Genomic DNA, 25,634 nt, shown 5'->3' with positions numbered 1-25,634 from the left:
CGGAAGACTCCGTTCAGTTGCCGTTGCCGCCGATCCAGGTCTCGCGTACCTCCAGACTCTCGTCGAGGAGAACCAGGTCGGCGCGATAGCCCGGGGCGATGCGGCCCATTTCATGATCGAGACGCAGGAACCGGGCCGGGATCAGCGAGGCCATCCGCAGCACGTCCGGCAGGGCAAGGCCTAGGCGCTCCACGCTGTTGCGGACGGCGCCCGCCATGTCGAGATCGGACCCGGCGAGCGTCCCGTCCGCCGTGGTGAGCCGGCCGTCCCGGCGGTAGATCGTGCGGCCGTGCAGCTCGAAGCCGGTCAGGTCCGTGCCGGTCACCGCCATGGCGTCGGTCACGAGCATCATGTGCTCCTTGCCCTTGGCCGCGATGGCGACCCGCAGGGCCGCGTCGCTCACGTGGTGTCCGTCGACGATGAGCCCGCACCAGGTGTCCGGGCTGTCGAGGGCGGCGCCCACCGGGCCCGGATCGCGTCCGGCCAGCGGCGGCATCGCGTTGTAGAGATGGGTGAAGCCGCGCAGGCCGTGGCGGACGGCCTCCATGACCGTGGCATAGTCGCTCGCCGTATGACCCGCGCAGACGAGCACGCCCGCTTCCGACAGCCGCGCGATCGCCTCCAGGCTGTTGCGCTCGGGCGCCAGCGTCACGAGGGTGCGGCCCTCGGTGAGCGAGGTCATGATCGCGATGTCCTCGTCCTCCATCGGGCGCATGAAGGCGGGATCGTGCACGCCCTTGCGCTCGGGGCTGATGAACGGGCCCTCGAGGTGGATGCCGAGAACGCCCGGGACGCGGGCGGCCAGAGCGGCGCGCATCGCCTCCACGGCCTCGGCCATTGTCTCGCGCGTATCCGTGATGAAGGTCGGCAGGAGGCCGGTGGTGCCGTAGGCCCGGTGCGCCTCGGCGATCGTCCGGATGCCGTCCACGCTGCGCACGTCGTTGTAGAGCACGCCGCCGCCGCCATTGACCTGAACGTCGATGAAGCCTGGGGCGAGCAGGCCCTCGATCCGGCGGCGCTCGATGCCGGTGCCGAGATCCCGCTCAAGCGGAACGCCGAGGACGCGGCCGTTCCCGACCACGACGGCGCGGCCGTCGAGCATGTGCGCGCCGTCGAAGACGCGCGCTCCCACGAGAGCGATGGACATCAGACGGTCTCCGTCACCTTGCGCAGGCGCGGCGGGTTGTCGGGATTGCGGCCGCGCGCAAGGGCAATGGCGTTCACAAGCGGATAGAAGCTCTGGATGAGCGCGATGGGGGCGAGATAGGGATGCGCGTCCTCGACCCCCGGCAGCGCCACGGTGGCGGGGCCTTCGGCGGCGCCGGCGACGATCACCGGGACGCCCTGCTCGTTCAGCTTCGTCACCAGGTCGTTCACGCCGCTCAAGGTCTCGTCCTGCTGGCTCAGCACCAGGATCGGGAAGTGATCGCCCGCGAGCGTCCAGGGACCGTGCATCAGCTCGGCGGCGCTCATCGCCTCCGCGTGGACGCCGGACGTCTCCTTGAGCTTGAGGGCCGCCTCCTGGGCGACCGCAAAGCCGACGCCGCGCCCGACGACGAACAGGTTGTTGGCGTCGGACAGTTCAGGCAAGGCCGCCGACCAGTCGGTCGCGGACGCCCGGGCGAGCACGTCCGGCAAGGTGTCGAGAGCCTCCAGAAGCGCCCGGTCCTGCGACCAGTGCGCCACGAGCTGCAGGCCCGCCGCGAGCGCCGCGATGAAGGATTTCGTGGCGGCCACGCTCTTCTCGGGCCCCGCATGGAGCGGCAGCACGATCTCGCAGGTTGAGGCGAGCGGCGAAGTCGTGTCGTTCACGAGCGCCACCGTCAGCGCCCCGTCGTCCCGACCGGCCCGGGCGAGGTTGAGGATGTCGGGGCTGCGGCCCGATTGCGACACGGCGAGGAACAGGGCGTCGCGCATGCGCGGGCGCGCCTCGTACACGGAGGTCACCGACGGGCCGACCGACGCGGTCACGAGGCCCGAATGGATCTCGAGCAGGTATTTGACGAAGGTCGCCGCGTTGTCCGAGCTGCCGCGCGCGCAGGTGACGGCGAAAGGCGGCGGCGCGGCGCGCAGGCGCTCGCCGAGGTCGCGGCACAGGGGGGCGTTGCTCTCGAGCAGGCGTGCGACCACCTGCGGGGCTTCCTGCGCCTCGCGCAGCATGGCCGTCAGGACGTTGGCATTCGTGTCAGGCATCATCATGGTGCATCCGTTCGGGCTGGCTGATGGTCAGCTCGGCCACGAAATCATAGGCGTCGCCCCGGTAATAGGACGAGGTGAACTCGACCACCTCGCCCGAGGCGGTGAAGGAGCGTCGTTCGATGTAGAGCGCCGGGCTCTGAGGCGGAACGCTGAGCAGGGAGGCCTGTTCCTCGTTCAGGAGCACCGCGTGCAGCCTTTGCAGGGCGCGGGCCGGCATGAAGCCCTGCTCGTGCAGCACCGCATAGAGCGATTGCTTGACGAGGGACGGATCGGGCAGGACCCTCGACGGCAGGACCGCATTCTCGATCGCCATGGGGATGCCGTTGGCGAGGCGCAGGCGGTTGACGCGGCTCACCAGGTCGCCCGGCGAGAGACCGAGCGCCATCAACTCGTCGGTGGAGGCGGGCCCGGTCGAACGGCTCAGCATCACGGCCGAGGATGTCAGGCCGCGAGCCGACATGTCGTCGGTGAAGCTCGACAGGCGGGAGAGGGGCTGTTCGAGGCGCATCTGCGGCGCGATGAAGGTGCCCGAGCCCCAGCGCTGGACGAGCACGCCCTTCTGCACCAGTCCGGTGATGGCCTTGCGCACCGTGACGCGCGAGATGCCGAGCTGCTTGGCGAGATCGCGCTCCCCGGGCAGGGCCGCATCGGCCTTGAGCGCGCCCTTGCGCACGGCGTCCTCGATGGATTGCTGGAGCTGGAGATAGAGCGGCGTGGGATTGCCATCGTCCAGTGGGACGAAGGCGAGCGGATCGCCGGTCGGTTCACTCATGGCCGTCTCTCCGGCGAGCCATGCGGGCCAGGAGAATGGCGCCGTCGAGCGCGTCGGCCATGGGCGCCGCGATGGTGCGCTGGACCGGCGGCGACAGCCAGGGACGAAGCGGTTCCGCCAGGCCCCCGAACAGGCAGATGGCCGGGGCGCCGAGGTCGAGCAGGCGCGTGCCGATCGCGCTCAGGCCGGCGGCCGCCCCCTCGATGATCGCGATGCCGAGCGGATCGCGCTTCTCGGCATGCCGCAGGACGAGGGGGGCATAGCGGCCGTAATCGGCCGGACGGGCCTTGCCGACCCAGTCGACCAGGATTTCGAGATCGTTGTCGAACTCGGCGAGAACCGCGTCCGAGAGCGGCGTCGAGGCGGTCCGGCCGTCATGGGCCCAGATGCAGCGGCGCAGGAGTTCGCGCCCGATGGCGGCCCCGCTGCCTTCGTCCGAGATCTCGTAGCCCCAGCCGCCCACGTAGTGGCATTGACCGCTGGTGCCGCCATAGCCGCAGGAGCCGGTGCCGACGATCAGGATGGCGCCGTCGCCTCCGTTGAAGGCTCCGAGCCAAGCGGTGTGGGCATCGGTCTCGATTTCGAAGGACGCGAAGGGGTGAGGGCGCGCCAGGAGGCGTTCGACCGCGCTGGTCTGCCCGGCGCCGGCGGCGCCCATCCCGGCGTGGATCCGCGCGAGATCCCCGTCGGAGAGCCCCGCCTGGGCGAGGGCCTCGCGGCAGGCGGTGAGAATCGACGTCCAGACCACGTCGGGATCGAGACGGATGTTGGACGGTCCTCCTGTTCCTTCGCCCAGCAGCGTTCCCCGCGCATCGCGCAGCCGAGCCCGGCACTTGGTGCCGCCGCCGTCAATGCCAAGGAACAGGAGGTCTGACATGCGAAACGGGTCTCATGGAGCGATCTTACGGACAGGCACCATGCCACTTAATGTCCAGTTCGGGAAGAGGCGCGGTCCGCAATACTCACGCCCTTTGTCCACAGCCTGCGACGGCCTCTTCGCGACAGAGCGCAAAGATTTCAAAAAGAGGAGCCGGCAAATTGTGGCCGGCGGCGCCAAAGAGGAGTTGTCTTTGAATTTTGCCGATACCAATATGAGGTCACTTGTCCCATGAGCCTTCCGGTGGAACAGTGTCGCTGGCCTGCCGGAATGCGCAGAATGCAAACAAGAACGGCACGGGACAATCAGTGGGACATAAGAGCAGGGGCGTTCCTGAAGGCTCCTTGCGGTCACGGAGGATGAACACGATGACGACACCTCAATCGAAAGCGTTCCTGCGCCGTGCAGGACAGTTGCTCGCGACCGCCTCGGTGGCCGCGGCGGCTCTTGCTTTCGCCAATGCCGCGTCGGCCCAGACGCTCACCATCGAGAGCTGGCGCAACGACGATGCGGATGTCTGGAACACCAAGATCATTCCGGCCTTCAACAAGAAGCATCCCGATATCAAGGTCCAGTTCAAGGCCGATCCGCCGACCGAGTACAACGCCGCTCTCAACGCGCGCCTCGCCGGCGGCACGGCCGGCGACCTCATCACCTGCCGCCCGTTCGACGCCTCCCTCGACCTGTTCAAGAAAGGCAGCCTGGTTTCCGTCAACGACGTGAAGGGCATCGAGAACTTCTCCGACGTGGCCAAGAGCGCCTGGTCGACGGACGACGGCAAGACCACCTTCTGCATGCCGATGGCCTCGGTGATCCACGGCTTCGTCTACAACAAGGAGATCTTCGACGAGCTGAAGCTCACGCCGCCGAAGACGGTGGCCGAGTTCCACGCGGTGCTCGACAAGATCAAGGCCGACGGCAAGTACACACCCATCGCCATGGGCACGGCCGACCAGTGGGAAGCCGCCACCATGGGCTTCCAGAACATCGGCGTGAACTACTGGAAGGGCGAGGAAGGCCGCAAGGCGCTCATCGAGGGCAAGCAGAAGTTCACCGATCCGGCCTATGTGGACGTGTTCAAGGAACTGGCGAGCTGGGCTCCCTACATGGGCGACGGCTACAAGTCCCAGAAATATCCGGACACGCAGAACCTGTTCACGCTCGGCCGCGCGGCGATCTATCCGGCCGGCTCCTGGGACGTGCCGATCTTCCGCAAGCAGGCCGATTTCGAGTTCGACGCCTTCGCGCCTCCGGTGGTGAAGGCCGGCGACAAGTGCTACATCAGCGACCATACGGACATCGCGATCGGCATCAACGCCAAGTCGAAGAACATGGAAGCCGCCAAGACCTTCCTGTCCTGGGTGGCCTCGCCTGAATTCGCCGACATCTACGCCAACGAGCTGCCGGGCTTCTTCCCGCTCTCGAAAGCGAAGGTCGACGTGAAGGATCCGGTGGCGGCCAAGTTCGTCGGCTGGCGCGGAACCTGCGACAGCTCGATCCGCAACTCCTACCAGATCCTGTCCCGCGGCACGCCCAATCTCGAGAACGAGCTCTGGAACGTGAGCGCCCAGGTGATGAACGGCAGCATGAAGCCCGAAGAGGCGGCCAAGAAGGCCGAGGACGGGCTCGCCAGCTGGTACGAGCCGCACAAGAAGTAAGGGCTGAAAGCATCAAGGCGGGCCGCTCATCGAAAGCGGCCCGCCCTCCATTCTCCTTCGGCCTGGAGCAGCATGACGGATCTTACGGCATCACAGGTTCAATCGGCCGAAGCGGTGCCCGCCCGCTCGCGCTTTCCTGTCCATATCGCGGTGTTCCTGGCGCCGGCGCTTGCGATCTACACCCTGTTCTCGATCTACCCGCTGATCGACACGATCCGCCTCAGCCTCTACGCGGGCGACGAGACCGGAGCGCGCAGCTTCGTCGGCCTCGAGAATTTCCGGACGCTCCTGAGCGATCCCAACTGGTCGGGCCAGTTCTGGAACGCGTTTCGCAACAACCTGATCTTCTTCCTGATCCACATGGTGGTGCAGAACGGCATCGGGCTCGGGCTCGCCATGCTGCTCAGCCTGCCGCGGCTCACCGGCGGCAGCGTCTACCGCACGCTGATCTTCCTGCCGACCATGCTGTCCGTGGTCATCATCGGGTTCATCTGGCAGCTCATCCTCAATCCGCTCTGGGGCATCGCGCCGAGCCTTCTGAAGGCGGTCGGCCTCGGGAGCCTTTTCGGCCCCTGGCTCGGCCAGGAATCGACCGCCCTGCTGACGGTCTCGCTGATCTCGGTCTGGCAGTTCGTCGGCATCCCCATGATGCTGATCTATGCGGCTCTCCTGAACATCCCCGACGATCTGCTCGATGCCGCCACCGTCGACGGGGCCGGGCCGTTCAGCGTGTTCTGGTTCGTGCGCCTGCCCCTGATCCTGCCGACCCTCGGCGTCGTGTCGATCCTGACCTTCGTGGCCAATTTCAACGCCTTCGACCTGATCTATGCGATCAAGGGCGCGCTCGCGGGTCCGAACTTCTCGACCGACATCCTCGGCACGTTCTTCTACCGCACCTTCTTCGGCTTCCAGCTTCAGGTCGGCAGCCCGACCATGGGAGCCGCGGTGGCGACCGCCATGCTGATCATCATCCTGGTGGGCGTGCTGATCTATCTCTTCGGCGTGCAGCGGCGGCTGCAGCGGCATACCTTCTGAGGACGCCATGGGACCAGCCATCCGACCAACCATCCGACCAACCATCCGACCTGGCCGCATCGCCGTCCATGTCGCGCTGATCCTCTACACGATCCTGGCGCTCGGGCCGATCCTCCTCATCCTCGTCAACGCCTTCAAGACCAGGCGGGCGATCTTCGCCGACCCCCTCGGCCTTCCCAACGGCCAGACCTTCACGACGATCGGGTTCGACCGGGTCTTCGCCAATGCGGATTTCGGCCTCTACTTTGTCAACAGCCTGACCGTGACCCTGGTCTCGCTGGTGCTGATCGTCCTCATCGGCGCCATGGCCGCCTGGGCGCTGACCGAGTACAGGTTCCCCGGCAACACGCTGATCTCACTCTACCTCGCCGTCGGCATCATGGTGCCGATCCGCCTGGGCAGCGTCAGCATCCTGCGCATGATGGTGGAGCTGAACCTGGTCAATACGCTGACCGCGCTCATCCTGGTCTATGTGGCGCAGGGGCTGCCGCTCGCCATCCTGATCCTCGGCGAGTTCATCCAGCAGATCCCCAAGGACCTGCGCGATGCCGCCCGCTGCGACGGGGTGAGCGAGTACCGGATCTTCTTCAGCATCATCCTGCCGCTGATCAGCCCGGCCATCGCGACGGTCGCTGTGTTCACCATGGTGCCGGTCTGGAACGATCTCTGGTTCCCGCTGATCCTCGCTCCCGGCGACGGCAAGCAGACGATCACGCTCGGCGTGCAGCAGTTCATCGGCCAGTACGTGACGGATTGGAACGCGGTTCTCGCGTCTCTCACCCTGGCGATCGCGCCCGTTCTCGTCCTCTACCTTCTCTTCTCGCGCTACCTCGTGCGCGGCCTCACGGCCGGCGCCGTGAAGTGACGCCCTACCTCAGGAATTGACCGCGATGGCCGACGTTTCCCTGCACGGTGTTGCCAAGTCCTTCGGAGCGACGGAGATCCTGCGCGACATCGATCTCTCGGTCGCGGACGGGGAGTTCGTCGTCTTCGTCGGCCCGTCCGGCTGCGGCAAGTCCACCCTTTTGCGCATCATCGCCGGGCTGGAGACCGTGAGCGGCGGCGAGATCCGGATCGACAGCCGGCGGGTGAACGAGCTGCCGCCCGCGGACCGCAAGATCGCCATGGTGTTCCAGTCCTACGCGCTCTATCCGCACATGAACGTCTACAAGAACATGGCCTTCGGGCTGAAATTCGCCAAGACGAACAAGGCCGAGGTGGACCGCCGGGTGCGGCAGGCGGCGGAGATCCTGAAGCTCACGCCGCTCCTCGACCGGAAGCCGCGGGAACTGTCGGGCGGCCAGCGCCAGCGCGTCGCCATCGGCCGCGCCATCGTGCGCAACCCGAGCGTCTTCCTCTTCGACGAGCCGCTCTCGAACCTCGATGCGGCCTTGCGCGTCAACACGCGGCTGGAGATCGCCAAGCTCCACCGGGATCTCGGCGCGACCATGATCTACGTCACCCACGATCAGGTGGAGGCCATGACGCTCGCGTCCAAGATCGTGGTGATGAACCACGGGCGGATCGAGCAGGTCGGCGCGCCGCTGGAACTGTATCGCCATCCCCGCAACCTGTTCGTGGCGGGCTTCATCGGCTCGCCGCGGATGAATTTCATCAAGGGGCAAGTGCTCCGCCGCGAGGGCGACAGCGCCACCATCGGGTTCGCCGGCACGGAAGCCGTCGTGACGGTCAGGACAGGCGCTCTGGCTCCTGGCGACTCCGTGACCGTCGGCATCCGGCCCGAGCACATGGAGGAGGGGGGAGCCGACGCCGCGCCCCTGCGCGGCACCATCGATGCCGTCGAGCAGCTGGGCGAGTCGAGCTACGTCTACATGAGGCTCGCCAGCGGCGACGACGTGATCGTCCGCGCGCCGGGCGAGACCGACGCGATGCCCGGCGGTTCCTACACGGCCCATGTACCGACCCGGGCGCTCCACGTCTTCGATGCGTCCGGCGTGTCGGTCCTGGCGAGCCGGGCGTAACCCACTCCCCGTCATGGCCGGCAAGAGGCGGGTGATGACCGGCCGGCCATCCCGATCCGGTGAGGCTCGGCGCTTCAGACAATCGGGATCACCGGGACAAGCCCGGTGATGACGGATAGAGCGATAAGCTTCTCACGAATTCGAAACGGCCGCCGCGATCCTGGGCGCGAGCGCGCTGCCGAGGATCTCCGCGGGCGGTCCCGACGCCACGACCCGGCCGCCGGCCACGAAGGCCATCTGGTCGGCGAGATCGGCCACGTCCTCGGGCGTATGGATGGTCATCAGGATCGTGACGGAACGCCTGCGCCGCAAGGCGTCGACGAGCAGGATCATGTCCCGGCGCAAGGCCGGATCGAGGCTGCTGAACGGCTCGTCGAGCAGGATGAGCGGACGGCCGGACACGAGCGCCCGCGCCAGGGCGACCCGCTGGCGCTGCCCGCCCGACATCTCGCCCGGCCTGCGGTCGTCGAAGCCTTCGAGGCCGACGGCATCCAGCATCTCGCCCACGAGAGCCTTCTCGTCCGCGCTCAGGCGAAGGGACGGGCGCAGACCCAGGCCGACGTTCTGCGCGACGCTCAGGTGCGGAAACAGGTTGTGGTCCTGGAACACGATGGCGGTCGGCCGCCGGGCCGGGTCGAGGGGCAGGAGATTTTGTCCGTCGAAGGTCAATGTGCCGCTTTCGGGCCGCTCAAAGCCGGCGATCATGTGGAGCAGGGTCGTCTTGCCGCCGCCCGACGGGCCGATGACCGCGCACAGGTTTCCGGTCGGCACGGACAGGGAGTAATCCGCCGTGAAATCGGGCCAGGTCAGGCGGCAGTTGTCAATCACGAGCATCGGACAGGCGACCTGAAGCGTGAGCGAGGATGACGGCGACGAACACGATGACGAGGCCGACGCTTGATGCCTCGTCCATCCGGTAGGCCCCCAGGCGCTCGTAGAGCAGATAGGGCAGCGTGACCAGTTCCGTGCCGCCGAAGAGCGCGACGATGCCGAAATCACCGAAGGACAACGCCATGGCGAGGGCGAAGCCCGCCGCGAGCGGCCGCTTGAGCTCCGGCCAGTCCATGATCGCGAGCTTCGACCAGCCGGTGATCCCGAGCGATGCCGCGACGCGGCCGTAGCGCTCCTCCGTGGTGAGGAGACGGGGTGCCACATAGCGATAGGCGAAGGGCACGGCGGCCAGCCCGTTGATCAGCGGCAGAAGGACGAAGCCGGCCGTCGACGGATCGCCGAAGCGCCGGATCAGCAGGAACAGGCCTGCGGTCAGGGCGAAGGGCGGCACCGCGAGCAGCGCGTCGGGCAGGAGATCGTAGAGTGCCGCGAGGCGCGGGGAGCGGAGCACGATGCGTCGCCGCCGCGCCGCGGACGCGAGGGCCAGCGCCAGGCCGCACGCCAGGATGGCCGCCGCACCGGCGATGGCGAGGCTCGTGACGAAGGCTCGCAGCAGATCCGCGTCGATCACGGCGGGCAGGCTGCGGAAGCCCGTCAGCACGCTGAAGGCGAGCGGCGCGATGAACAGGGCGCTGACGACGAGCACCATCGCATCGAGGATCTTCAGGCCCCTGTTCTTCGCATCGGGGCGATGGACGAGGCTGCGGATCGTGTGGCCCACGGGCGGGCGCGTGAAGGCCCAATGGAGCAAGGCCGTCATGGACAGGCAGATGGCGAGCTGGATCAGGGCCAGCCAGGCGACGCGGCCGAAATCGAGATCGATCTTGAGCGCCTCGAAGATCGCCACCTCCAGGGTGGATCGGCCAGGCCCCCCGCCGAGCGCCAGCACGATCGCGAAGCTCTTGAAGCACATCAGGAAGATGAGACCGGCGACGCCGGGCAGCTCCCCGCGCAGCACCGGCCAGTCGAGATGGCGGAAGATCTGGACGGGCGTGAAGCCGAGAGCGGCGGCAAGACGCCAGTGCTCGGCCGGCACCTGATTCAATCCGTCGAGGGTGATCCGGGCTACGAAGGGCCCGTTCAGGAACACATGGGCGATGAGGATGCCGGGATAGCCGAAGATGCTGAAGCCTCCGGCCCACCCGAGGACGGCCAGCACGTCGGCGAGCCATCCGCTGCGGCCGTAGACCGCGAAGACCGCGAACACCGCCACGATGGTCGGCATCACCATCGTGGAGCCGAGGATGGCCAGGACGACGTCGCGTCCCGGAAACCGGCGGCGGGCGAGGGCGAGCGCCAGGCCGATGCCCAGCGCCAGCGACAGCGCGGCCGACAGCGTCGCCTGGATGAGCGAGAAGGCGAGCACGCGCCAGAGATAGGGACCGATGGAGAGGAGCGACGGCGTCCCCCCGCCGACGGTCGCGAGAGCGATGAAGCCGCCCGCCACGAGAGCCAGGATGGCGATGGCCACGAGGCTTCCGGGATGGGGCGGCTTCAGGGTCATGGTCGGCGATCAGCGGGCCGTGGCGTTGAGCCAGGCATCCGTGAAGGCGCGGCGATTCTGCTGCACCTCCTCGGGCGTGAAGAGGAGCGCCCGGCTCGGTTGCACGAGATCCTTGAAGGCGGCGGGCAGGCCGGCGGCCGGGGTCTTGGCCGGCATCATCCAGTTGCCCTCGGGCATGGCCGACTGGAATGGCTCGCTGAGGATGAAGGCCATGAATTTCTTGGCAAGGTCCGGCTGCTTCGAGGTGCGGGTCATGCCGGCGAGCTCCACGTGAAGGTAGTGGCCCTCGGAGAAGGCGGCGGCCCGGTAATTGTCCTTCTTCTCCGCGACGACGTGATAGGCCGGCGAGGTGGTGTAGGACATCACCATGTCGGCCTCGCCCTTCAGGAACAGGCCATAGGCCTCGGACCAGCCCTTGGTGAAGGTCACGATGCGGGGCTGGAGCCTGCCCCAGGCCTCGCCGGCCTTGTCGCCATAGACCTTCTGCATCCAGAGCAGCAGGCCGAGGCCCGGCGCGCTGGTGCGGGGATCCTGCAGGACCACTTTCGGACCATTGGGATCGTCGACGAGCTCCCGCAGGCTCTTGGGCGGGTGGGCGAGCTTGCTGGCGTCGTAGACGAAGGCGTAGTAGCCCCAGTCGAACGGGATGAAGGTGCTGTCAGTCCATGTGATAGGAAGTGTCAGATCCTTCTCATCCACCCCGTGCGGCGCGAAGAGGTTGAGCGAGCGGGCCTCGGCGACGAGATTCATGTCGAGGCCGACCACCGCGTCGGCCTTGGTGTCCTCGCCCTCGAGCCGCAGCCGCCCGAGCAGGCTGCCAGCATCCTCGGCGGTGACCCAGTTCAGTTCGCACCCGCAGGTCGCCTCGAAGCGCTCCTTGACGGTCTTGCCGGGCCCGTATTTTCCGGCAAACGAGCCGTAGGTGTAGACGGTGAGCGTCGGCTTGGTCTGGGCCTGGGCGAGGCCTGTCGCCAGCCCGAGCGACACGAGGGTGAGAAGCAGTCGGCGTAACATCAGGGGCGCTCCCATGCATGAGGCAGGCCGGACTGGCGGCGCAGGTTGCACGAGGCATGGCTTGTGTGGCGATGTCGCATGCTCATTCCCTCCGCCGGCATGACCCGGATCAGGTTCGACGGGTCGGTGGCCTCGCCACCTCTCAGCCTCGTCTCGAGGCTCCCCGTGAGACGCTTTGCTTCTAGAGCAGTTCAGGGGCGGCCACAAGCCGCCCCGTCAGGATCACTTCCGGCTGCCCTTGTCCTTGCCGCCCGCCATCGCGGCCCGGCGCAGGGCATCGGCCAGGGCGCCGCCGGCGGCGGGAGCCTGCGGAGCGGGTTTCCGCTCGGTCTGCGCGCGGTGCTTCTGCAACGCCGCCCGGTTGTCGTCCTGCCGACCGGCGGACCGCTTCTCGGCCGGGTCGCTCATGCGCATGGACAGCGAGATGCGCTTCCGCGGAACGTCGACCTCGAGCACCTTCACCTTCACGATATCGCCCGGCTTCACCACGGTGCGCGGGTCCTTCACGAAGGTGTCGGCCAGGGCCGAGATGTGCACGAGCCCGTCCTGGTGGACGCCCACGTCGACGAAGGCTCCGAAGGCCGCCACATTGGTGACCACGCCTTCCAGAACCATCCCGGGCTTCAGGTCGCTGATCTTCTCCACGCCTTCCATGAAGGTGGCGGTCTTGAATTCGGGGCGCGGGTCGCGACCGGGCTTTTCCAGCTCGCTCAGGATGTCCTTCACGGTGGGAACGCCGAATTTCTCGTCCGTGAAGCTCTGCGGGTTGAGCTTCTTCAACACGGCGCCGTTGCCGATCACCACCTTGATATCGCTCTTCGTGGCCTCGAGGATGCGGCGCACGACCGGATAAGCCTCCGGATGGACGCCTGAGGCATCGAGCGGATCGTCGCCGTTCGGGATGCGCAGGAAGCCCGCCGCCTGTTCGAAGGTTTTCGGCCCAAGACCCGAGACCTTGGTGAGCGCCTTGCGGGTCTTGAACGGCCCGTTGGCATCGCGGTGGGAGACGATGTTCTGCGCCACCCATTCGCCGAGGCCCGAGACGCGGGCGAGAAGCGGCGCCGAGGCGGTGTTGAGATCGACCCCGACCGCATTCACGCAATCCTCCACCACCGCGTCGAGGGAGCGCGAGAGCTTGAATTCCGCGAGATCGTGCTGGTACTGCCCGACGCCGATGGATTTCGGGTCGATCTTCACGAGTTCTGCCAGCGGATCCTGCAGGCGGCGCGCGATGGAGACGGCGCCACGCAGGGAGACGTCGAGATCCGGCAGCTCCTGGCTGGCAAAGGCGGACGCGGAATAGACGGAAGCGCCGGCTTCCGACACCATGATCTTCGTAAGCTTCAGATCCGGGTGCTTCGCCACCAGCTCGGCCGCGAGCTTGTCGGTCTCGCGCGAGGCCGTGCCGTTGCCGATGGCCACCAGCTCGACCCGGTGCACGCGGCAGAGCCGCGCCAGCGTCGCAAGGGCTTCGTCCCATTGGCGCTTCGGCTCGTGCGGGTAGATGGTATCGGTCGCCACCACCTTTCCGGTCGCATCCACCACGGCCACCTTGACGCCGGTTCGGTAGCCGGGATCGAGGCCGAGGGTCGGGCGCGCGCCGGCGGGAGCCGCGAGAAGCAGGTCGCGCAGGTTGCCGGCGAACACCTTCACGGCCTCGTCCTCGGCCAGCTGCCAGAGCTTCATCTTCATGTCGAGTTCGATGGAGAAGCGCAGCTTCGTGCGCCAGGCCCAGCGAACCGTGTCCAGAAGCCACTTGTCGCCGGGACGGCCCTGATCGACGATGCCGTAGGCGAGCGCCGTACGGCCCTCGTAGCGGCTGACATAGCCGGGCTCTGCGGCGTCCTTGTCCTCCTCCATGCGCAGATCGAGGATCTCCTCCTTCTCGCCCCGGAACAGGGCGAGGATCCGGTGGGAGGGCAGCTTCGGCAGGGGCTCGGCGAAGTCGAAATAGTCGGCGAATTTCGCGCCTTCGGTCGCCTTGCCGTCGCGCATCTTGGAGGTGAGGCTGCCCCGCTCCCAATAGATGTCGCGCAGCGCTCCCAGAAGTTCGGCATTTTCCGCGAAACGCTCGACGAGGATCGAGCGGGCGCCCTCGAGGGCCGCCTCCGGGGTGGCGACTTCCTTCTCGGCATTCACGAATCCGGAAGCCGCTTCCTTGGGCTCGCGGCCCGGCTCGCCCAGAAGCAGGTCGGCCAAAGGCTCCAGGCCCGCCTCCCTGGCGATCTGCGCCTTGGTCCGCCGCTTGGGCTTGTAGGGCAGGTAGAGGTCTTCCAGGCGCGCCTTGGTGTCGGCGGTGTTGATCTGGAGCGCCAGCTCGTCGGTGAGCTTGCCCTGCTCGCGGACGCTGTCCAGGATCGTCTTGCGGCGGTCCTCCAGCTCGCGCAGGTAGCGCAGGCGCTCGTCCAGGGTGCGCAGCTGAGCGTCGTCCAGGGTGCCGGTGACTTCCTTGCGGTAGCGTGCGATGAAGGGGACGGTCGACCCGCCGTCCAGCAGCTCGATGGCTGCCTTGACCTGCCACTCCTGAACACTCAGTTCGTTCGCGATGCGCTGACCGATGGATAGCATGGAAGTCTCCGAATAAGGCGTAAGGCGCGGCTTCTACGGTGCGGGACGCCACCGGGTCAACGGCCCGTCCACAGCCCCGGGGTCGCAGTGCCGTTAGGGAAAGCGGCGTTTCGACATTTCTGCTTGGCAGGCGAAGCCTCGGCGTATAGACCGTCCGGCCCTTTCGCCCGCTCCCGAGGTCTCCATGCCCCTCTCCGACGATTTATCCATCGGCATCGATTTCGGCACCAGCAACACGGTCGTGGCCCTGGCGGACCGGAACGGGAACGTGGAGGCGCTGACCTTCGAGCACGGGGGCGAGCGTCTCAAGGTCTACGTCACGGCGCTCTGCTTCTGGGATGAGCGGCACGGCAACGGCCTGCGCACCGAAGTCGAGGGTGGCCCCTGGGCCATCGAGCAGTTCCTGGACGGGCTGCATGCCCACCGCTTCATCCAGTCGTTCAAGACCTTCGCGGCCAGCGCGACCTTCAAGGAAACCCGGATCTTCCGCGAACGCTATGCCTTCGAGGACCTGCTGAGCGCCTTCCTGCGCACGCTCGTGCGCCATGGCGGCTCTCGGCTCGATTGGGGGGCACGGAACGTCGTCATCGGGCGGCCGGTCCAGTTCGCCGGCTACAATCCGGACGACGATCTCGCCATGCAGCGCTACCGGACGGCCTTCAGCCGGCTCGGGGCGGAGCAGGCCCGCTACGTCTACGAGCCCGTGGGGGCCGCCTTCTTCTACGCGCGCCAGCTCGATCATGACGCCACCGTGCTGGTGGCGGATTTCGGCGGCGGCACCAGCGACTTTTCGGTCATGCGTTTTTCCCGACAGGGAGGCGTGCTGCGGGCCGAGCCGCTGGGGCATGCCGGCATCGGGATCGCGGGAGACGCCTTCGATTACCGGATCGTCGACAAGGTCGTGTCCCCGCGCCTGGGAAAAGGTGGGCTCTATCGCTCCATGGGAAAGATCCTGTCGATCCCCAACCACTATTATGCCAATTTCGCCCGCTGGAACCATCTCGCGATGATGAAGGGCAGCGGTGACCTCAAGGAGCTGCGGGAACTGGCCCGCGTCGCCCTGGAACCGGAACCGCTCGAGAAATTCATCGACATCATCGAGTACGATCTCGGCTTTGCCCTCTACCGGGCCGTTTCTTCGGCAAAGGTTGCGCTTTCGAACCAGGAGGAGACGACGTTCCAGTTCCAGGGCGAGAGCGTCGATATCGAGGCGAAGATCACGCGCGCCGATTTCGAATCGTGGATCGCGGAAGATGTAAAGCGGATCGCCGGAACGGTCGACGAGGCTCTTTCCAGGGCTGGCGTCAGACCCGAGGAGATCGAGCGCGTGTTCCTGACAGGCGGCACCTCGTTCGTTCCAGCCATCCGTCGCCTGTTCGTCGATCGCTTTGGCGAGACCCGGCTGACTTCGGCAGACCAGTTCGAGTCCATCGCCTATGGGCTGGCGCTCATCGGTCAGACGGACCGGCCGGAGCGGTGGGCCGTCATGAATTAGGCGGATTCTAAAATAAAATTACGCTTGCCGTAGGGTGATAAAGGGTTTTATTTCGCAGTGCAGCAAACGCGCCAAGCGGGAGCCCTCCCATGTCTCTGATCAACCCCGACGTCACGCCCGAGAAGGACCTTCCCCTTCGCGACGATATTCGGCTTCTGGGGCGAATCCTGGGTGACACGATCCGCGAGCAGGAGGGCGAGGCTGCCTTTGAGATCGTGGAACGCATCCGCCAGACCTCGATCCGTTTCCACCGCAATGAGGATGACGCGGCCCGCCGCGAGCTCGAGACGACCCTGAACAGCCTCTCGCGGGGACGCAGCAACCAGATCATCCGGGCCTACAGCTATTTCTCGCATCTGGCGAACATCGCCGAGGACCAGCATCATGTCCGCCGCTCCCGCGCCCATGCGATGGCGGGCGCTCATGCCGTGGAGGCTGCGGCGCCACGCGAGGGAACGCTGGCACGAGCCCTCAAGCTCATCCAGGATGCCGGCGTCAGCCATTCGGCCCTCCAGGCCGTTTTTGCCTCCGCGCTCGTCTGCCCCGTTCTCACGGCGCACCCGACAGAGGTGCGCCGCAAGAGCACCATCGACCGCGAAATGGAAATCTCCCAGATTCTGGCGCAGCGGGATCGGCAGCATCTGACACCAGACGAGGAGGCGGCCTGCCAGGAAGCCCTTCGTCGTGCCATTCTCACACTTTGGCAGACGAGCATTCTTCGGCGTAACCGGCTCAAGGTGATCGACGAGGTCAACAACGGTCTTTCGTACTACGACTACACTTTTTTCAAGGAGTTACCCCGGGTCTATGCCTCCCTCGAGGATCAGCTTGCGGCCTTGGATCCCCTATGGGAGAGCATTGAGCTGCCCTCCTTCTTACGTATGGGCAGCTGGATCGGCGGAGACCGCGACGGCAATCCTTTCGTGACCGCGGATGCCCTGCGGCAGGCCCTTCTGCTGCAGAGCAAGCACGCTCTCAGCTTCTATCTGGAAGAGCTCCATTGCCTGGGCGCTGAACTGTCGCTCGATGGGCGTTATGTGAACGTCTCCGACGAGATCCAGGAACTCGCCAAGGCCTCTCCCGATCCCTCTCCCCATCGTCAGGACGAGCCTTATCGCAGAGCAATCACAGGCATCTATGCACGCCTTGCCGCAACCGCAGCCCGGCTTGGGCACGGCGATGTGGCGCGCCATGCGGTGGGCGAGGCACCGGCCTATGACAGCATCGAGGAGTTTGAGGGTGAACTCTCGGTCCTTCACCGCTCCCTGCGCTCGAACGGATCGGGATCGCTGGCACGTGGCCGCCTGCGCAAACTGCGCCGTGCCGTCAGCGTCTTCGGGTTCCATCTGGCCAGCGTCGACATGCGCCAGAATTCCGACGTTCATCAGCGTGTCGTGGCCGAGCTTTTTGAGAAGGCCAATCCCGGAACCGCCTATGAAGGGCTGCCGGAGGATAAGCGCGTCGCCCTGCTCCTGGAAGAGCTTCGCACGCCGCGCCTCCTCATGTCGCCCTATCTCGACTATTCGCCTGAGACCGCATCCGAACTGGCCATCGTTCACGAAGCCGCCGAAGCCCATCGGCGCTATGGCCGCGCGGCCGTGCCGAACTACGTCATCTCCAAAGCGAGCGATCCATCCGACATCCTAGAGGTGGCTCTTCTCCTAAAGGAGGCGGGCCTCCTGCGTCCGCGCGACGGCGAGATGGATGTGAACATCATCCCGCTCTTCGAGACCATCGCGGATCTGCGCAATTGCAGCGGCGTGATGGATGCTTTGTTCTCCTTGCCGGATTACATGCGCCTGTTGCGCAGCCGCGGGCAGGCCCAGGAGGTGATGCTCGGCTATTCTGACAGCAACAAGGACGGCGGCTTTCTCACCTCCGGCTGGGAGCTCTACAAGGCGGAGATCGAGCTGATCGAGGTGTTCAAGCGCCACAGCGTCGCCCTTCGGCTGTTCCATGGCCGTGGCGGATCCGTGGGCCGCGGCGGCGGACCGAGCTATCAGGCGATCCTGGCGCAGCCGGGCGGGGCCGTGCAGGGCGCCATTCGGATCACCGAACAGGGCGAGGTGATTGCCGGCAAATACTCGAATCCGGATCTCGGGCGCCGCAATCTTGAAATCCTCGCCGCGGCCACTCTCGAAGCTACGCTTCTGCATTCAGGCCAGTCCGCCCCTCGCGACGAGTACCTGAAGGCGATGGACGAGCTTTCGAACAGCGCCTTCAAGACGTATCGGGCGCTCGTCTATGAGACCGAAGGGTTCGAGCGCTATTTCTGGGAATCGACTGTCATCGGCGAGATCGCCAATCTGAATATCGGCAGCCGGCCGGCATCGCGCACGAACTCCCGGCGCATCGAGGATCTGCGCGCCATCCCATGGGTGTTCGGCTGGGCGCAGTGCCGCCTCATGCTGCCGGGCTGGTACGGCTTCGGCTCCGCGGTGAACGAGTGGCTCGACAAGCGGCCCGACACCGGCATGGCGCTGCTGCAGGAGATGTATCGCGACTGGCCGTTCTTCCAGGCGCTGCTCTCGAACATGGACATGGTCCTGGCGAAGAGCAACATCGCGATCGCCTCACGTTATGCGAACCTCGTCGCGGACGACGCCTTGCGCGAGGCCATCTTCCCGCGCCTGCGCCGTGAATGGGAGGATTCGATCAGGCAGCTGCTTGCCATCATGCGGCAGCAATCCCTGCTCGACGGCAATCCGCTCCTGGCCCGCTCGATCCGAAACCGCTTCCCGTATCTCGATCCGCTGAACCACCTGCAGATCGAACTGCTGAAGCGTCACCGCTCCGGCGATGCGGACGAGCAGGTCGTGCAGGGCATCCACCTGTCCATCAACGGCATCGCGGCGGGTCTGCGCAACAGCGGCTAAGAAACAAAGTTGCGGAACCGTGCTCCGGCTTCCCGGTTGAGTCTTCAGCATGCATCCCCTGTCGGATGCATCTGATGAACCCAGCCCGAGAGGAAAATGCCATGTCCCGCGGTGACAAGTCCGCCTATACCGACAAGCAGAAGCGCAAGGCCGAGCATATCGAGGAATCCTACGAGAGCCGTGGACTCTCGGAAAAGGAGGCCGAGAGGCGCGCTTGGGCCACCGTCAACAAGCAGGATGGCGGCGGCAAGAAGAGCGGATCCGGACGCAGCTAAAGGCGAAGAGCCGGCTGCAGCTAAGATAGTGCGCCGGGCGCAAAGCGGGTGTATGGAGGTTCCTGTTCTCTTGCCCGCTTTGCCGAGGAGGAAGTCTTGCTCACGAGTTCTGCCGCCGGGGTCTACGTCATCTGCCCCACGCCCTTCGAGAGCGACGGACGGGTCGACGTCGCCTCGACCGACCGGATGGTCGAGGCCTATCTGAAAGCCGGCGCGACCGGACTGACGATTCTAGGCATCATGGGCGAGGCACCCAAGCTCGCGGCCGATGAGGCCCTGGCCTTCGCCCGACAGGTGATCGCCACGGTGGCGGGCCGCGTCCCCGTCATCGTCGGGGTATCGGCGGCCGGCTTCGCCGCCATGTCGGGCCTGTCGTCCAAGGTGATGGATGCGGGCGCCGCCGGCGTCATGATCGCGCCGCCCTCGACCTTGAAGACCGACGACCAGATCGTCTCCTATTACGCGGATGCCGTGGAGGCCATCGGCCCGGATGTTCCGTGGGTGATCCAGGACTATCCCCTCACCACCAACGTGGTCATGACCCCGAAGGTGATCATGCGCATCATCGAGCAGAGCCCGTCCTGCGTGATGCTCAAGCACGAGGATTGGCCCGGCCTCGACAAAATCACGGCGCTGCGCCGCGCAAGCGATACGGGCCAGGTGCGCCGCGTGTCCATTCTCTGCGGCAATGGCGGGATGTTCCTCCCCTTCGAGATGGAGCGGGGCGCGGACGGCGCCATGACGGGCTATGCCTACCCGGAGATGCTGGTCGGCGTGGTCGAATTCATCAACCAGGGCAAGCGGGCGGAGGCGCACGATCTCTTCGACCGCCATCTGCCGCTGGTGCGCTACGAGACACAGCCCGGCGTGGGCCTCGCCGTGCGCAAGTACGTGCTGAAGCGGCGCGGCATCATCGCATCCGATACGCTGCGCAAGCCGGGGCCGAAGCTGAGCCCGGAAACCATTGCCGACATCGAATGGCTGATGCAGCGCATCGAGCGCTCGTGAAGCAACAAGGGGAGTTTTCACGCATGGAAACAGGATTGAAGGGAAAGCGCGCGCTCGTTCTCGGCGCGAGCAAAGGGTTGGGCTTCGGCATCGCGCAGGGCTTGGCCGAGGAGGGCGCCCGGGTCGCCATCGCGAGCCGCAGCATGGACGGGTCGAAGGCGGCTGCCGACAAGATCGGCAGGGACGTCCTGCCGTTCATCTGCGATACCGGCAAGGTCGATCAGGTCGATGCCCTGGTCAAGGATGTGACGGAAGCGCTCGGCGGCGTCGACATTCTCGTGCTCAACAGCGGCGGTCCGCCGCCCGGCAAGGCGCAAGGGGTGTCGTCCGATCAGTGGCGCCAGTCGTTCGAGGCGATGTTCGTCAACCTGGTGCGGATTGCCGACCAGCTTCTCCCCGGCATGATCGAGCGCAAGTTCGGCCGCATCATTTCGGTGATCTCGTCCGGCGTGATCCAGCCGATCCCGAACCTCGCGATCTCGAACGCGATCCGTCCCGCGCTCGTCGGCTGGGGCAAGACGCTCGCGAGCGAAGTGGCCTCCTCGGGCGTGACCGTGAACGCCGTCGCGCCGGGCCGCATCGCTACCGATCGCCTGAAGCAGCTCGATGCCGCCAATGCGGAGCGGACCGGCCGTTCCGTCGAAGATGTGGCGAACGCTGCCCGCGCGGGCATTCCGGCAGGTCGCTACGGCGAGATTGAGGAGTTCGCGGCTGCCGCCGTCTTCCTGGCGAGCGAGAAGGCCTCGTTCATGACGGGCTCGATCCTGCGCGTCGATGGCGGGCAGATCTCGTCGACCACCTGATCCGGTTCGACACGGGGGGAGGCGGCCTTCCGCCTCACCCCGTTCAAGCGATCATCCCCGCCCAGTACAGGATGACCCCTGCGATGGACGTCGCTGCAAGCGTCGGCAGCATCCCGATCTTGAAGCGGAACATGGCGATGACGGCCGCCCCTGCGAGCAGCAGCGCCCATTCATCGACACTTTTCCATTCAGGCATATCGAAATCGAGCGGCCCCCATTCCATCGCTCGAACGCGGCCGAAGATCGTGTGAATCCCGAACCAGACGGCAAGGTTCAGGATCACGCCCACCACGGCAGCCGTGATGGCGGTGAGGGCGCCGCTCAGGGCCTTGTTGCCACGTAACACTTCGATGTAGGGCGCCCCGAGGAAGATCCAGAGAAAGCAGGGAGTGAAGGTCACCCATGTGGCAAGGAGGCCGCCGAGCGTGCCTGCCAGGAGCGGAGGAAGCGAGCCGGCGTCCCGGAACGCCGCCATGAACCCCACGAATTGGAGCACCATGATCAAGGGCCCTGGCGTGGTTTCCGCCATGCCGAGTCCATCGAGCATCTCGCCCGGCTGCAGCCAGCCATAGGTTTCCACGGCCTGCTGAGCCACATAGGCCAGAACCGCGTAGGCGCCCCCGAAGGTGACCATCGCCATCTTGGAAAAGAAGATCGCGATCTGGCTGAAGACGTCGTTGCGGCCGAGGATCAGCAGGAGAGCCAGAACCGGCACCAGCCAGAGCGCAAGCCAGATCGCCGCGACGCGCACGCTTCGTCCCGTGCTGGGTGTGGCGTGGGCGGGACGGTGCTCCCCGAGAAGATTGTCGCCGTCCTGCGCGTCCGCGCCGTGTCCGCCGGCTTCGAACTGCGGGAGACCCGCCCGCGCACCGACAAAGCCGATCACCGCGGCCGCGAGAATGATCAGAGGAAAGGGCGCGCCGAGGAAGAAGATCGCCACGAAGGCCGCCGCAGCAATCCCGATCAGGATGCGGTTCTTCAATGCCCGCCTGCCGATCCGGACCACGGCCTCGAGCACGATGGCCAGCACGGCTGCCTTCAGGCCGAAGAAGAGCGCCGCCACGATGCCGATCTTGCCGTAGAGAGCATAGACCCAACTGAGGCCCATGATGGCCATGATCCCGGGCAGGATGAACAGCCCTCCCGCCATGATGCCGCCGAGGGTGCGGTGCATGAGCCAGCCCACATAGGTGGCAAGCTGCTGGGCCTCCGGACCCGGCAGCAGCATGCAGTAGTTGAGAGCATGGAGGAAACGTCCTTCGGAGATCCAGCGCTTCTCCTCCACCAGGATCCGGTGCATCACGGCGATCTGCCCGGCCGGCCCGCCGAAGCTCAGGGCCGCCACGCGCAGCCAGACGCGGAACGCCTCGCCGAGAGAGACACCGTGATCGGGCAGAGCTTGCCCCTTGGATTCCCTGGGTTCTCGCACTGTTTCGTTCACGTCATGCCCCTGACTTTCTCGTGGGCCAATTGTGCGTTTCGTCGGTCGCGTCCCGGCACCAGCGATAGAAGGCATCATAGAGCAGAAGCCCGGCTTCGACCTGTGCGAGGTCGTCCGCATACATCCGGGATAATCCCAGCGAGGCGGCGAGCAGACCGGGCGCTTCGGGCGCCAGGTCGAGCCGCGCCGTGTCGGCGCCTCTGACGATGGTGGCGAGCCGCTTCAGCGGCTCGGTGGACAGCCCGAATTCCTCGACCATGACATCGAAGGTGCAGAGTTCACCACGATGGCTCCAGAATATCTCATCGCCTTCGACGTCGAAGGGGATCGCCGAGAAGCGCTCTGCCACACCCTGCACCTCCGAGGTCGGAACGAACAGGAAGACGGCGTCGCGGTCGACGAAACGGCGGATCAGCCAGGGGCAGGCGATCCGGTCGATCTTGGGTCGCGAGCGGGTGACCCAGACCGTCCTTCCTTGCCGATCGAGCGGTGGAATCCGATCTACCGCGACCATGGGCAAACCAGCCTGCGCCCAGGCCAGCGCTCCACCTTCAAGGGAGTCCGCCGGCACCCCTGCGTGGCGCAGCCAGGCCGCCACCCCATGGCTGAGCTTCAGGCCCTTCTGACAGATCACGACGGCAATCCGGCCCTCAAGGTCAACGGACCAGTCGGCAACGGTCTCGAAAGACCTCCGCCGGGAGCCGGGGATCAGGCGGGGGTCGCCTGCAAAATCCTCATCGGTGCGCACATCGATGAGGACGGGGCATCTGGGCGTGCCGACAAGGCGCGACAGCTTTTCGGGAGAGATGGTGTTGAATGACGACATGGTGCATCCGTGATGGTTGAGAGCGGATGCGATGCTTGGGCATGTCGCCTCGTGGGGAGATCGCGATCCCCATAGGGCGGATCACAATTCAACCCTCCGGTTTTGTCAAATCAAATCGATCCGGGTCTGGCCCTCAGAAATCCGGCTCGGCATCCCTCTCCAGGGTCTGAACGACAAGGCCGTTCGCGATGAGAGACCCCCACACATCCTCGGCTGTCTCCGCGAAGTTCACGAGCTTGCGGTCGTGCTCGCTCACCATGCCATGCTCGAGCAGGGCATCGAACTTGATGACCGATTGCCAATAGGCCTTGTCGAAGAGGACGATCGGCAGGGGTGGGGCTTTGCCGGTCTGGCGAAGGGTCAGCATCTCAAACAATTCGTCCAAGGTGCCGAAGCCGCCTGGAAACACCACGAGGGCATTGGCCCGCATGGCCAGGTGCATCTTGCGCATGGCGAAGTAGTGAAAGCGGAATGTAAGATCCGGAGTCGAGTAGGAATTCGGCTCCTGCTCATGCGGCAGCGTGATGTTGAATCCGATGGAGGGCGCGCCGACGTCGAAGGCTCCCCGGTTCGCCGCCTCCATGATACCCGGGCCGCCGCCGGTCGCAATCACGTTGTCCCGGGTGCCGCTGGTGACCGTCATGGCGCCGCCCCGCTCGGACGCAATGGCCCCGAAGGCGCGGGCCTGCTCGTACCAGAACGGATGCTTTCCGGGACCGTTCTCGTGAACGCGGGCGCTGCCGAAGACGACGATGGTCGATCGCACACCCCAGGTCCGCAGGCTCTCCTCGGCCTTGGCATATTCCAGCATGAACCGGACGCCCCGCATGGAATCGCCCAGGAGGAAGTCCTGATCCATCGCGGCGAGCCGGTAGGACGGCGAGTTGAGGCTTGCGGCATTTGAAGGTTCGCTGTCAGCCATGGAATAGGACTCCTGTCACGCGGCCTGCACAAAGCATACTTTCCGGTCCCGGTTAACCCTTTTCGGCCCGGCAAAGACATGGTCGAAGGTCCACAAAGTGGAATGCCCCTGTCCGTGGCGCTCCCATTGCCGCGCGGCGCAACGGAGCACGAGCCAGATTTGTTCCGACCTTTCCCCGATCGAAGCCGGGGAAAGTCATTTTCCCTATAGCCGCTCGCGCCGCGGTGGCTATATCAAGGGCGCACATGGGAAGGGCGGAAAACGGCCCCAACAGGAAGCGAGCGCCAGCCAATGGACCATTTGTCTTCGACGATGATAGCCCGGATTCTGCCGGACGATGGATTGCAAGGAGTTCTTGTCGGACGCGTCTGGCGCCCTGGGATCGGACCCTCCGTCGTCGCCGTCAGGGAGGACGGGCTCTTCGATATCTCCTCGACCTATCCGACGGTGAGCGGCCTTGCGGCTCTCGAGAATCCTGCGCATGCGGTGAAAGCCGCCAAGGGCGAGAGGATCGGCTCGCTCGAAGAGATCGCCGGCAATACCGCGCCGGACGGCCGTGATGCGTCCAAACCCTGGCTTCTCGCGCCGATCGATCTCCAGGTCATCAAGGCAGCCGGCGTTACCTTCGCCGTGTCCATGCTGGAGCGCGTCATCGAGGAGCGCGCACGAGGCGACGCCAGCGCCGCGGCCGCCATCCGGGCCGAGGTCCTGCGGCTCGTGGGCGATGATCTGAGCCGTCTGAAGCCCGGGTCGGCCGAGGCTATGGCCCTCAAGGAGGTTCTCGTCGCCCAGGGGGCGTGGAGTCAGTATCTCGAGGTCGGCATCGGACCCGACGCGGAGGTGTTCACCAAGGCTCCGACGCTCTCGGCCGTTGGCACCTTCATGGATGCGGGCCTGCACCCCAAATCCACCTGGAACAATCCCGAGCCCGAGGTGGTAGTGATCGTCACGGCTCAGGGCAGGATCGTCGGGGCCACCCTCGGCAACGACGTGAACCTGCGCGATTTCGAAGGGCGCTCTGCGCTGCTGCTCTCGAAGGCGAAGGACAACAACGCATCGTGCTCCGTCGGACCGTTCATCCGGTTCTTTGATGAAACCTTCTCGCTCGATGACGTGCGCCAGACCACGGTGACGCTGACGGTCGAGGGTGAAGACGGGTTCAGGCTCGAGGGCTCCTCGTCGATCACGAAGATCAGCCGCGATCCCGAGGACCTTGTCGCTCAGACCATCGGTCCCCACCATCAGTACCCGGACGGGTTCGCGCTCTTCCTTGGGACGATGTTCGCGCCCACGCAGGACCGGAACGAGGCCGGCATGGGCTTCACGCACAAGCGCGGCGACACCGTCACCATTGCGGCTCCCAAGCTTGGAGCGCTGGTCAACCGCATGAAGCCGAGCTCCGAATGCGAGCCGTGGACCTTCGGCATCAGCGCTCTCATGTCCAACCTGGCCCAACGGGGCCTCATCAACACCAGACAGGCAGGTTAA

21 protein-coding genes and 1 riboswitch are annotated in these 25,634 nt (G+C 65.9%); of the genes, 10 read left to right on the top strand and 11 right to left on the bottom strand.

Going from position 1 to position 25,634, the window contains the following annotated elements; translation table 11 throughout:
- Positions 1-13: 13 nt before the first annotated feature.
- From nagA to KBI52_RS32140, 4 genes are read right to left on the bottom strand one after another with little or no spacing between them, the layout of a single operon-like run.
- Positions 14-1,147, bottom strand: a complete 1,134-nt coding sequence (gene nagA, locus KBI52_RS32155; RefSeq protein WP_210812839.1) for an N-acetylglucosamine-6-phosphate deacetylase — start codon at positions 1,145-1,147, stop codon at positions 14-16.
- On the bottom strand, positions 1,147-2,193 hold the full coding sequence (locus tag KBI52_RS32150; RefSeq protein ID WP_247654773.1) for an SIS domain-containing protein: 1,047 nt from the start codon (positions 2,191-2,193) through the stop codon (positions 1,147-1,149). The genes nagA and KBI52_RS32150 overlap by 1 nt, the downstream gene beginning before the upstream one ends.
- Positions 2,186-2,971 carry a GntR family transcriptional regulator gene (locus tag KBI52_RS32145; protein WP_173949987.1) on the bottom strand — a complete coding sequence of 262 codons (786 nt, stop codon included), beginning with the start codon at positions 2,969-2,971 and terminating at the stop codon, positions 2,186-2,188. The genes KBI52_RS32150 and KBI52_RS32145 overlap by 8 nt, the downstream gene beginning before the upstream one ends.
- Entirely contained in the window at positions 2,964-3,848 is an 885-nt protein-coding gene (locus KBI52_RS32140; protein ID WP_210812838.1) for a BadF/BadG/BcrA/BcrD ATPase family protein, read from the bottom strand. The genes KBI52_RS32145 and KBI52_RS32140 overlap by 8 nt, the downstream gene beginning before the upstream one ends.
- A gap of 368 nt (positions 3,849-4,216) precedes the next feature.
- Between KBI52_RS32140 and KBI52_RS32135 the strand changes: the two genes are divergently transcribed.
- The 4 genes from KBI52_RS32135 (at position 4,217) to KBI52_RS32120 (ending at position 8,523) form a co-directional block, all read left to right on the top strand.
- Positions 4,217-5,506: an ABC transporter substrate-binding protein gene (locus KBI52_RS32135; protein ID WP_173949989.1), complete on the top strand. Its 1,290-nt coding sequence runs from the start codon at positions 4,217-4,219 to the stop codon at positions 5,504-5,506.
- Positions 5,507-5,578: 72 nt separating this feature from the next.
- Positions 5,579-6,541: a carbohydrate ABC transporter permease gene (locus tag KBI52_RS32130; RefSeq protein WP_173949990.1), complete on the top strand. Its 963-nt coding sequence runs from the start codon at positions 5,579-5,581 to the stop codon at positions 6,539-6,541.
- Positions 6,542-6,548: 7 nt separating this feature from the next.
- On the top strand, positions 6,549-7,406 hold the full coding sequence (locus KBI52_RS32125; RefSeq protein WP_210812837.1) for a carbohydrate ABC transporter permease: 858 nt from the start codon (positions 6,549-6,551) through the stop codon (positions 7,404-7,406).
- Between the two features lie 25 nt (positions 7,407-7,431).
- Positions 7,432-8,523 carry an ABC transporter ATP-binding protein gene (locus tag KBI52_RS32120; RefSeq protein WP_210812836.1) on the top strand — a complete coding sequence of 364 codons (1,092 nt, stop codon included), beginning with the start codon at positions 7,432-7,434 and terminating at the stop codon, positions 8,521-8,523.
- A gap of 132 nt (positions 8,524-8,655) precedes the next feature.
- On the opposite strand, the gene KBI52_RS32115 is transcribed toward KBI52_RS32120, so the two are convergent.
- The 4 genes from KBI52_RS32115 to KBI52_RS32100 form a co-directional block, all read right to left on the bottom strand.
- Positions 8,656-9,357, bottom strand: coding sequence for an ATP-binding cassette domain-containing protein (locus tag KBI52_RS32115; protein ID WP_210812835.1), 702 nt, complete (start codon positions 9,355-9,357; stop codon positions 8,656-8,658).
- Complete coding sequence (locus tag KBI52_RS32110; RefSeq protein WP_210812834.1) at positions 9,344-10,918, bottom strand: ABC transporter permease subunit; 1,575 nt, start codon at positions 10,916-10,918, stop codon at positions 9,344-9,346. The genes KBI52_RS32115 and KBI52_RS32110 overlap by 14 nt, the downstream gene beginning before the upstream one ends.
- 9 nt (positions 10,919-10,927) lie before the next feature.
- Positions 10,928-11,932, bottom strand: coding sequence for a thiamine ABC transporter substrate binding subunit (gene thiB / locus KBI52_RS32105; protein ID WP_210812833.1), 1,005 nt, complete (start codon positions 11,930-11,932; stop codon positions 10,928-10,930).
- A 68-nt stretch (positions 11,933-12,000) separates the two neighbouring features.
- Positions 12,001-12,108, bottom strand: a riboswitch (TPP riboswitch).
- Between the two features lie 46 nt (positions 12,109-12,154).
- Positions 12,155-14,500 (bottom strand): Tex family protein, encoded by a 2,346-nt coding sequence (locus tag KBI52_RS32100; protein WP_210812832.1) that lies wholly within the window; start codon positions 14,498-14,500, stop codon positions 12,155-12,157.
- A 184-nt stretch (positions 14,501-14,684) separates the two neighbouring features.
- On the opposite strand from KBI52_RS32100, the gene KBI52_RS32095 reads away from it, so the two are divergent.
- The 5 genes from KBI52_RS32095 (at position 14,685) to KBI52_RS32075 (ending at position 20,957) form a co-directional block, all read left to right on the top strand.
- The gene (locus tag KBI52_RS32095) at positions 14,685-15,995 is read left to right on the top strand and encodes an Hsp70 family protein (protein WP_210812831.1); all 1,311 of its coding nucleotides are present in this window, start codon (positions 14,685-14,687) and stop codon (positions 15,993-15,995) included.
- Between the two features lie 89 nt (positions 15,996-16,084).
- Positions 16,085-18,871 (top strand): phosphoenolpyruvate carboxylase, encoded by a 2,787-nt coding sequence (gene ppc / locus KBI52_RS32090; protein ID WP_210812830.1) that lies wholly within the window; start codon positions 16,085-16,087, stop codon positions 18,869-18,871.
- A 101-nt stretch (positions 18,872-18,972) separates the two neighbouring features.
- Positions 18,973-19,146, top strand: a complete 174-nt coding sequence (locus KBI52_RS32085; RefSeq protein ID WP_173949999.1) for a hypothetical protein — start codon at positions 18,973-18,975, stop codon at positions 19,144-19,146.
- Positions 19,147-19,242: 96 nt separating this feature from the next.
- Entirely contained in the window at positions 19,243-20,154 is a 912-nt protein-coding gene (locus KBI52_RS32080) for a dihydrodipicolinate synthase family protein (protein WP_210812829.1), read from the top strand.
- A 23-nt stretch (positions 20,155-20,177) separates the two neighbouring features.
- Positions 20,178-20,957 (top strand): SDR family oxidoreductase, encoded by a 780-nt coding sequence (locus KBI52_RS32075; protein WP_173950001.1) that lies wholly within the window; start codon positions 20,178-20,180, stop codon positions 20,955-20,957.
- A 43-nt stretch (positions 20,958-21,000) separates the two neighbouring features.
- On the opposite strand, the gene chrA is transcribed toward KBI52_RS32075, so the two are convergent.
- From chrA to KBI52_RS32060, 3 genes are all read right to left on the bottom strand, one after another.
- Positions 21,001-22,398 carry a chromate efflux transporter gene (gene chrA / locus KBI52_RS32070; protein WP_262265611.1) on the bottom strand — a complete coding sequence of 466 codons (1,398 nt, stop codon included), beginning with the start codon at positions 22,396-22,398 and terminating at the stop codon, positions 21,001-21,003.
- A gap of 1 nt (position 22,399) precedes the next feature.
- Positions 22,400-23,224 (bottom strand): sulfurtransferase/chromate resistance protein, encoded by an 825-nt coding sequence (locus KBI52_RS32065; protein ID WP_210812828.1) that lies wholly within the window; start codon positions 23,222-23,224, stop codon positions 22,400-22,402.
- Between the two features lie 133 nt (positions 23,225-23,357).
- A complete protein-coding gene (locus tag KBI52_RS32060; RefSeq protein ID WP_173950003.1) occupies positions 23,358-24,146 on the bottom strand; it encodes a TIGR00730 family Rossman fold protein in 789 nt (262 codons plus the stop codon).
- 291 nt (positions 24,147-24,437) lie between these two features.
- On the opposite strand from KBI52_RS32060, the gene KBI52_RS32055 reads away from it, so the two are divergent.
- Positions 24,438-25,634 carry a fumarylacetoacetate hydrolase family protein gene (locus KBI52_RS32055; RefSeq protein WP_210812827.1) on the top strand — a complete coding sequence of 399 codons (1,197 nt, stop codon included), beginning with the start codon at positions 24,438-24,440 and terminating at the stop codon, positions 25,632-25,634.

The organism is Microvirga sp. HBU67558 (assembly GCF_018069605.1).
GTDB lineage: Bacteria > Pseudomonadota > Alphaproteobacteria > Rhizobiales > Beijerinckiaceae > Microvirga > Microvirga terrae.
The sequence above is the reverse complement of the archived record's forward strand: the minus strand, read 5'-3'. Positions and strand labels throughout refer to the sequence as shown.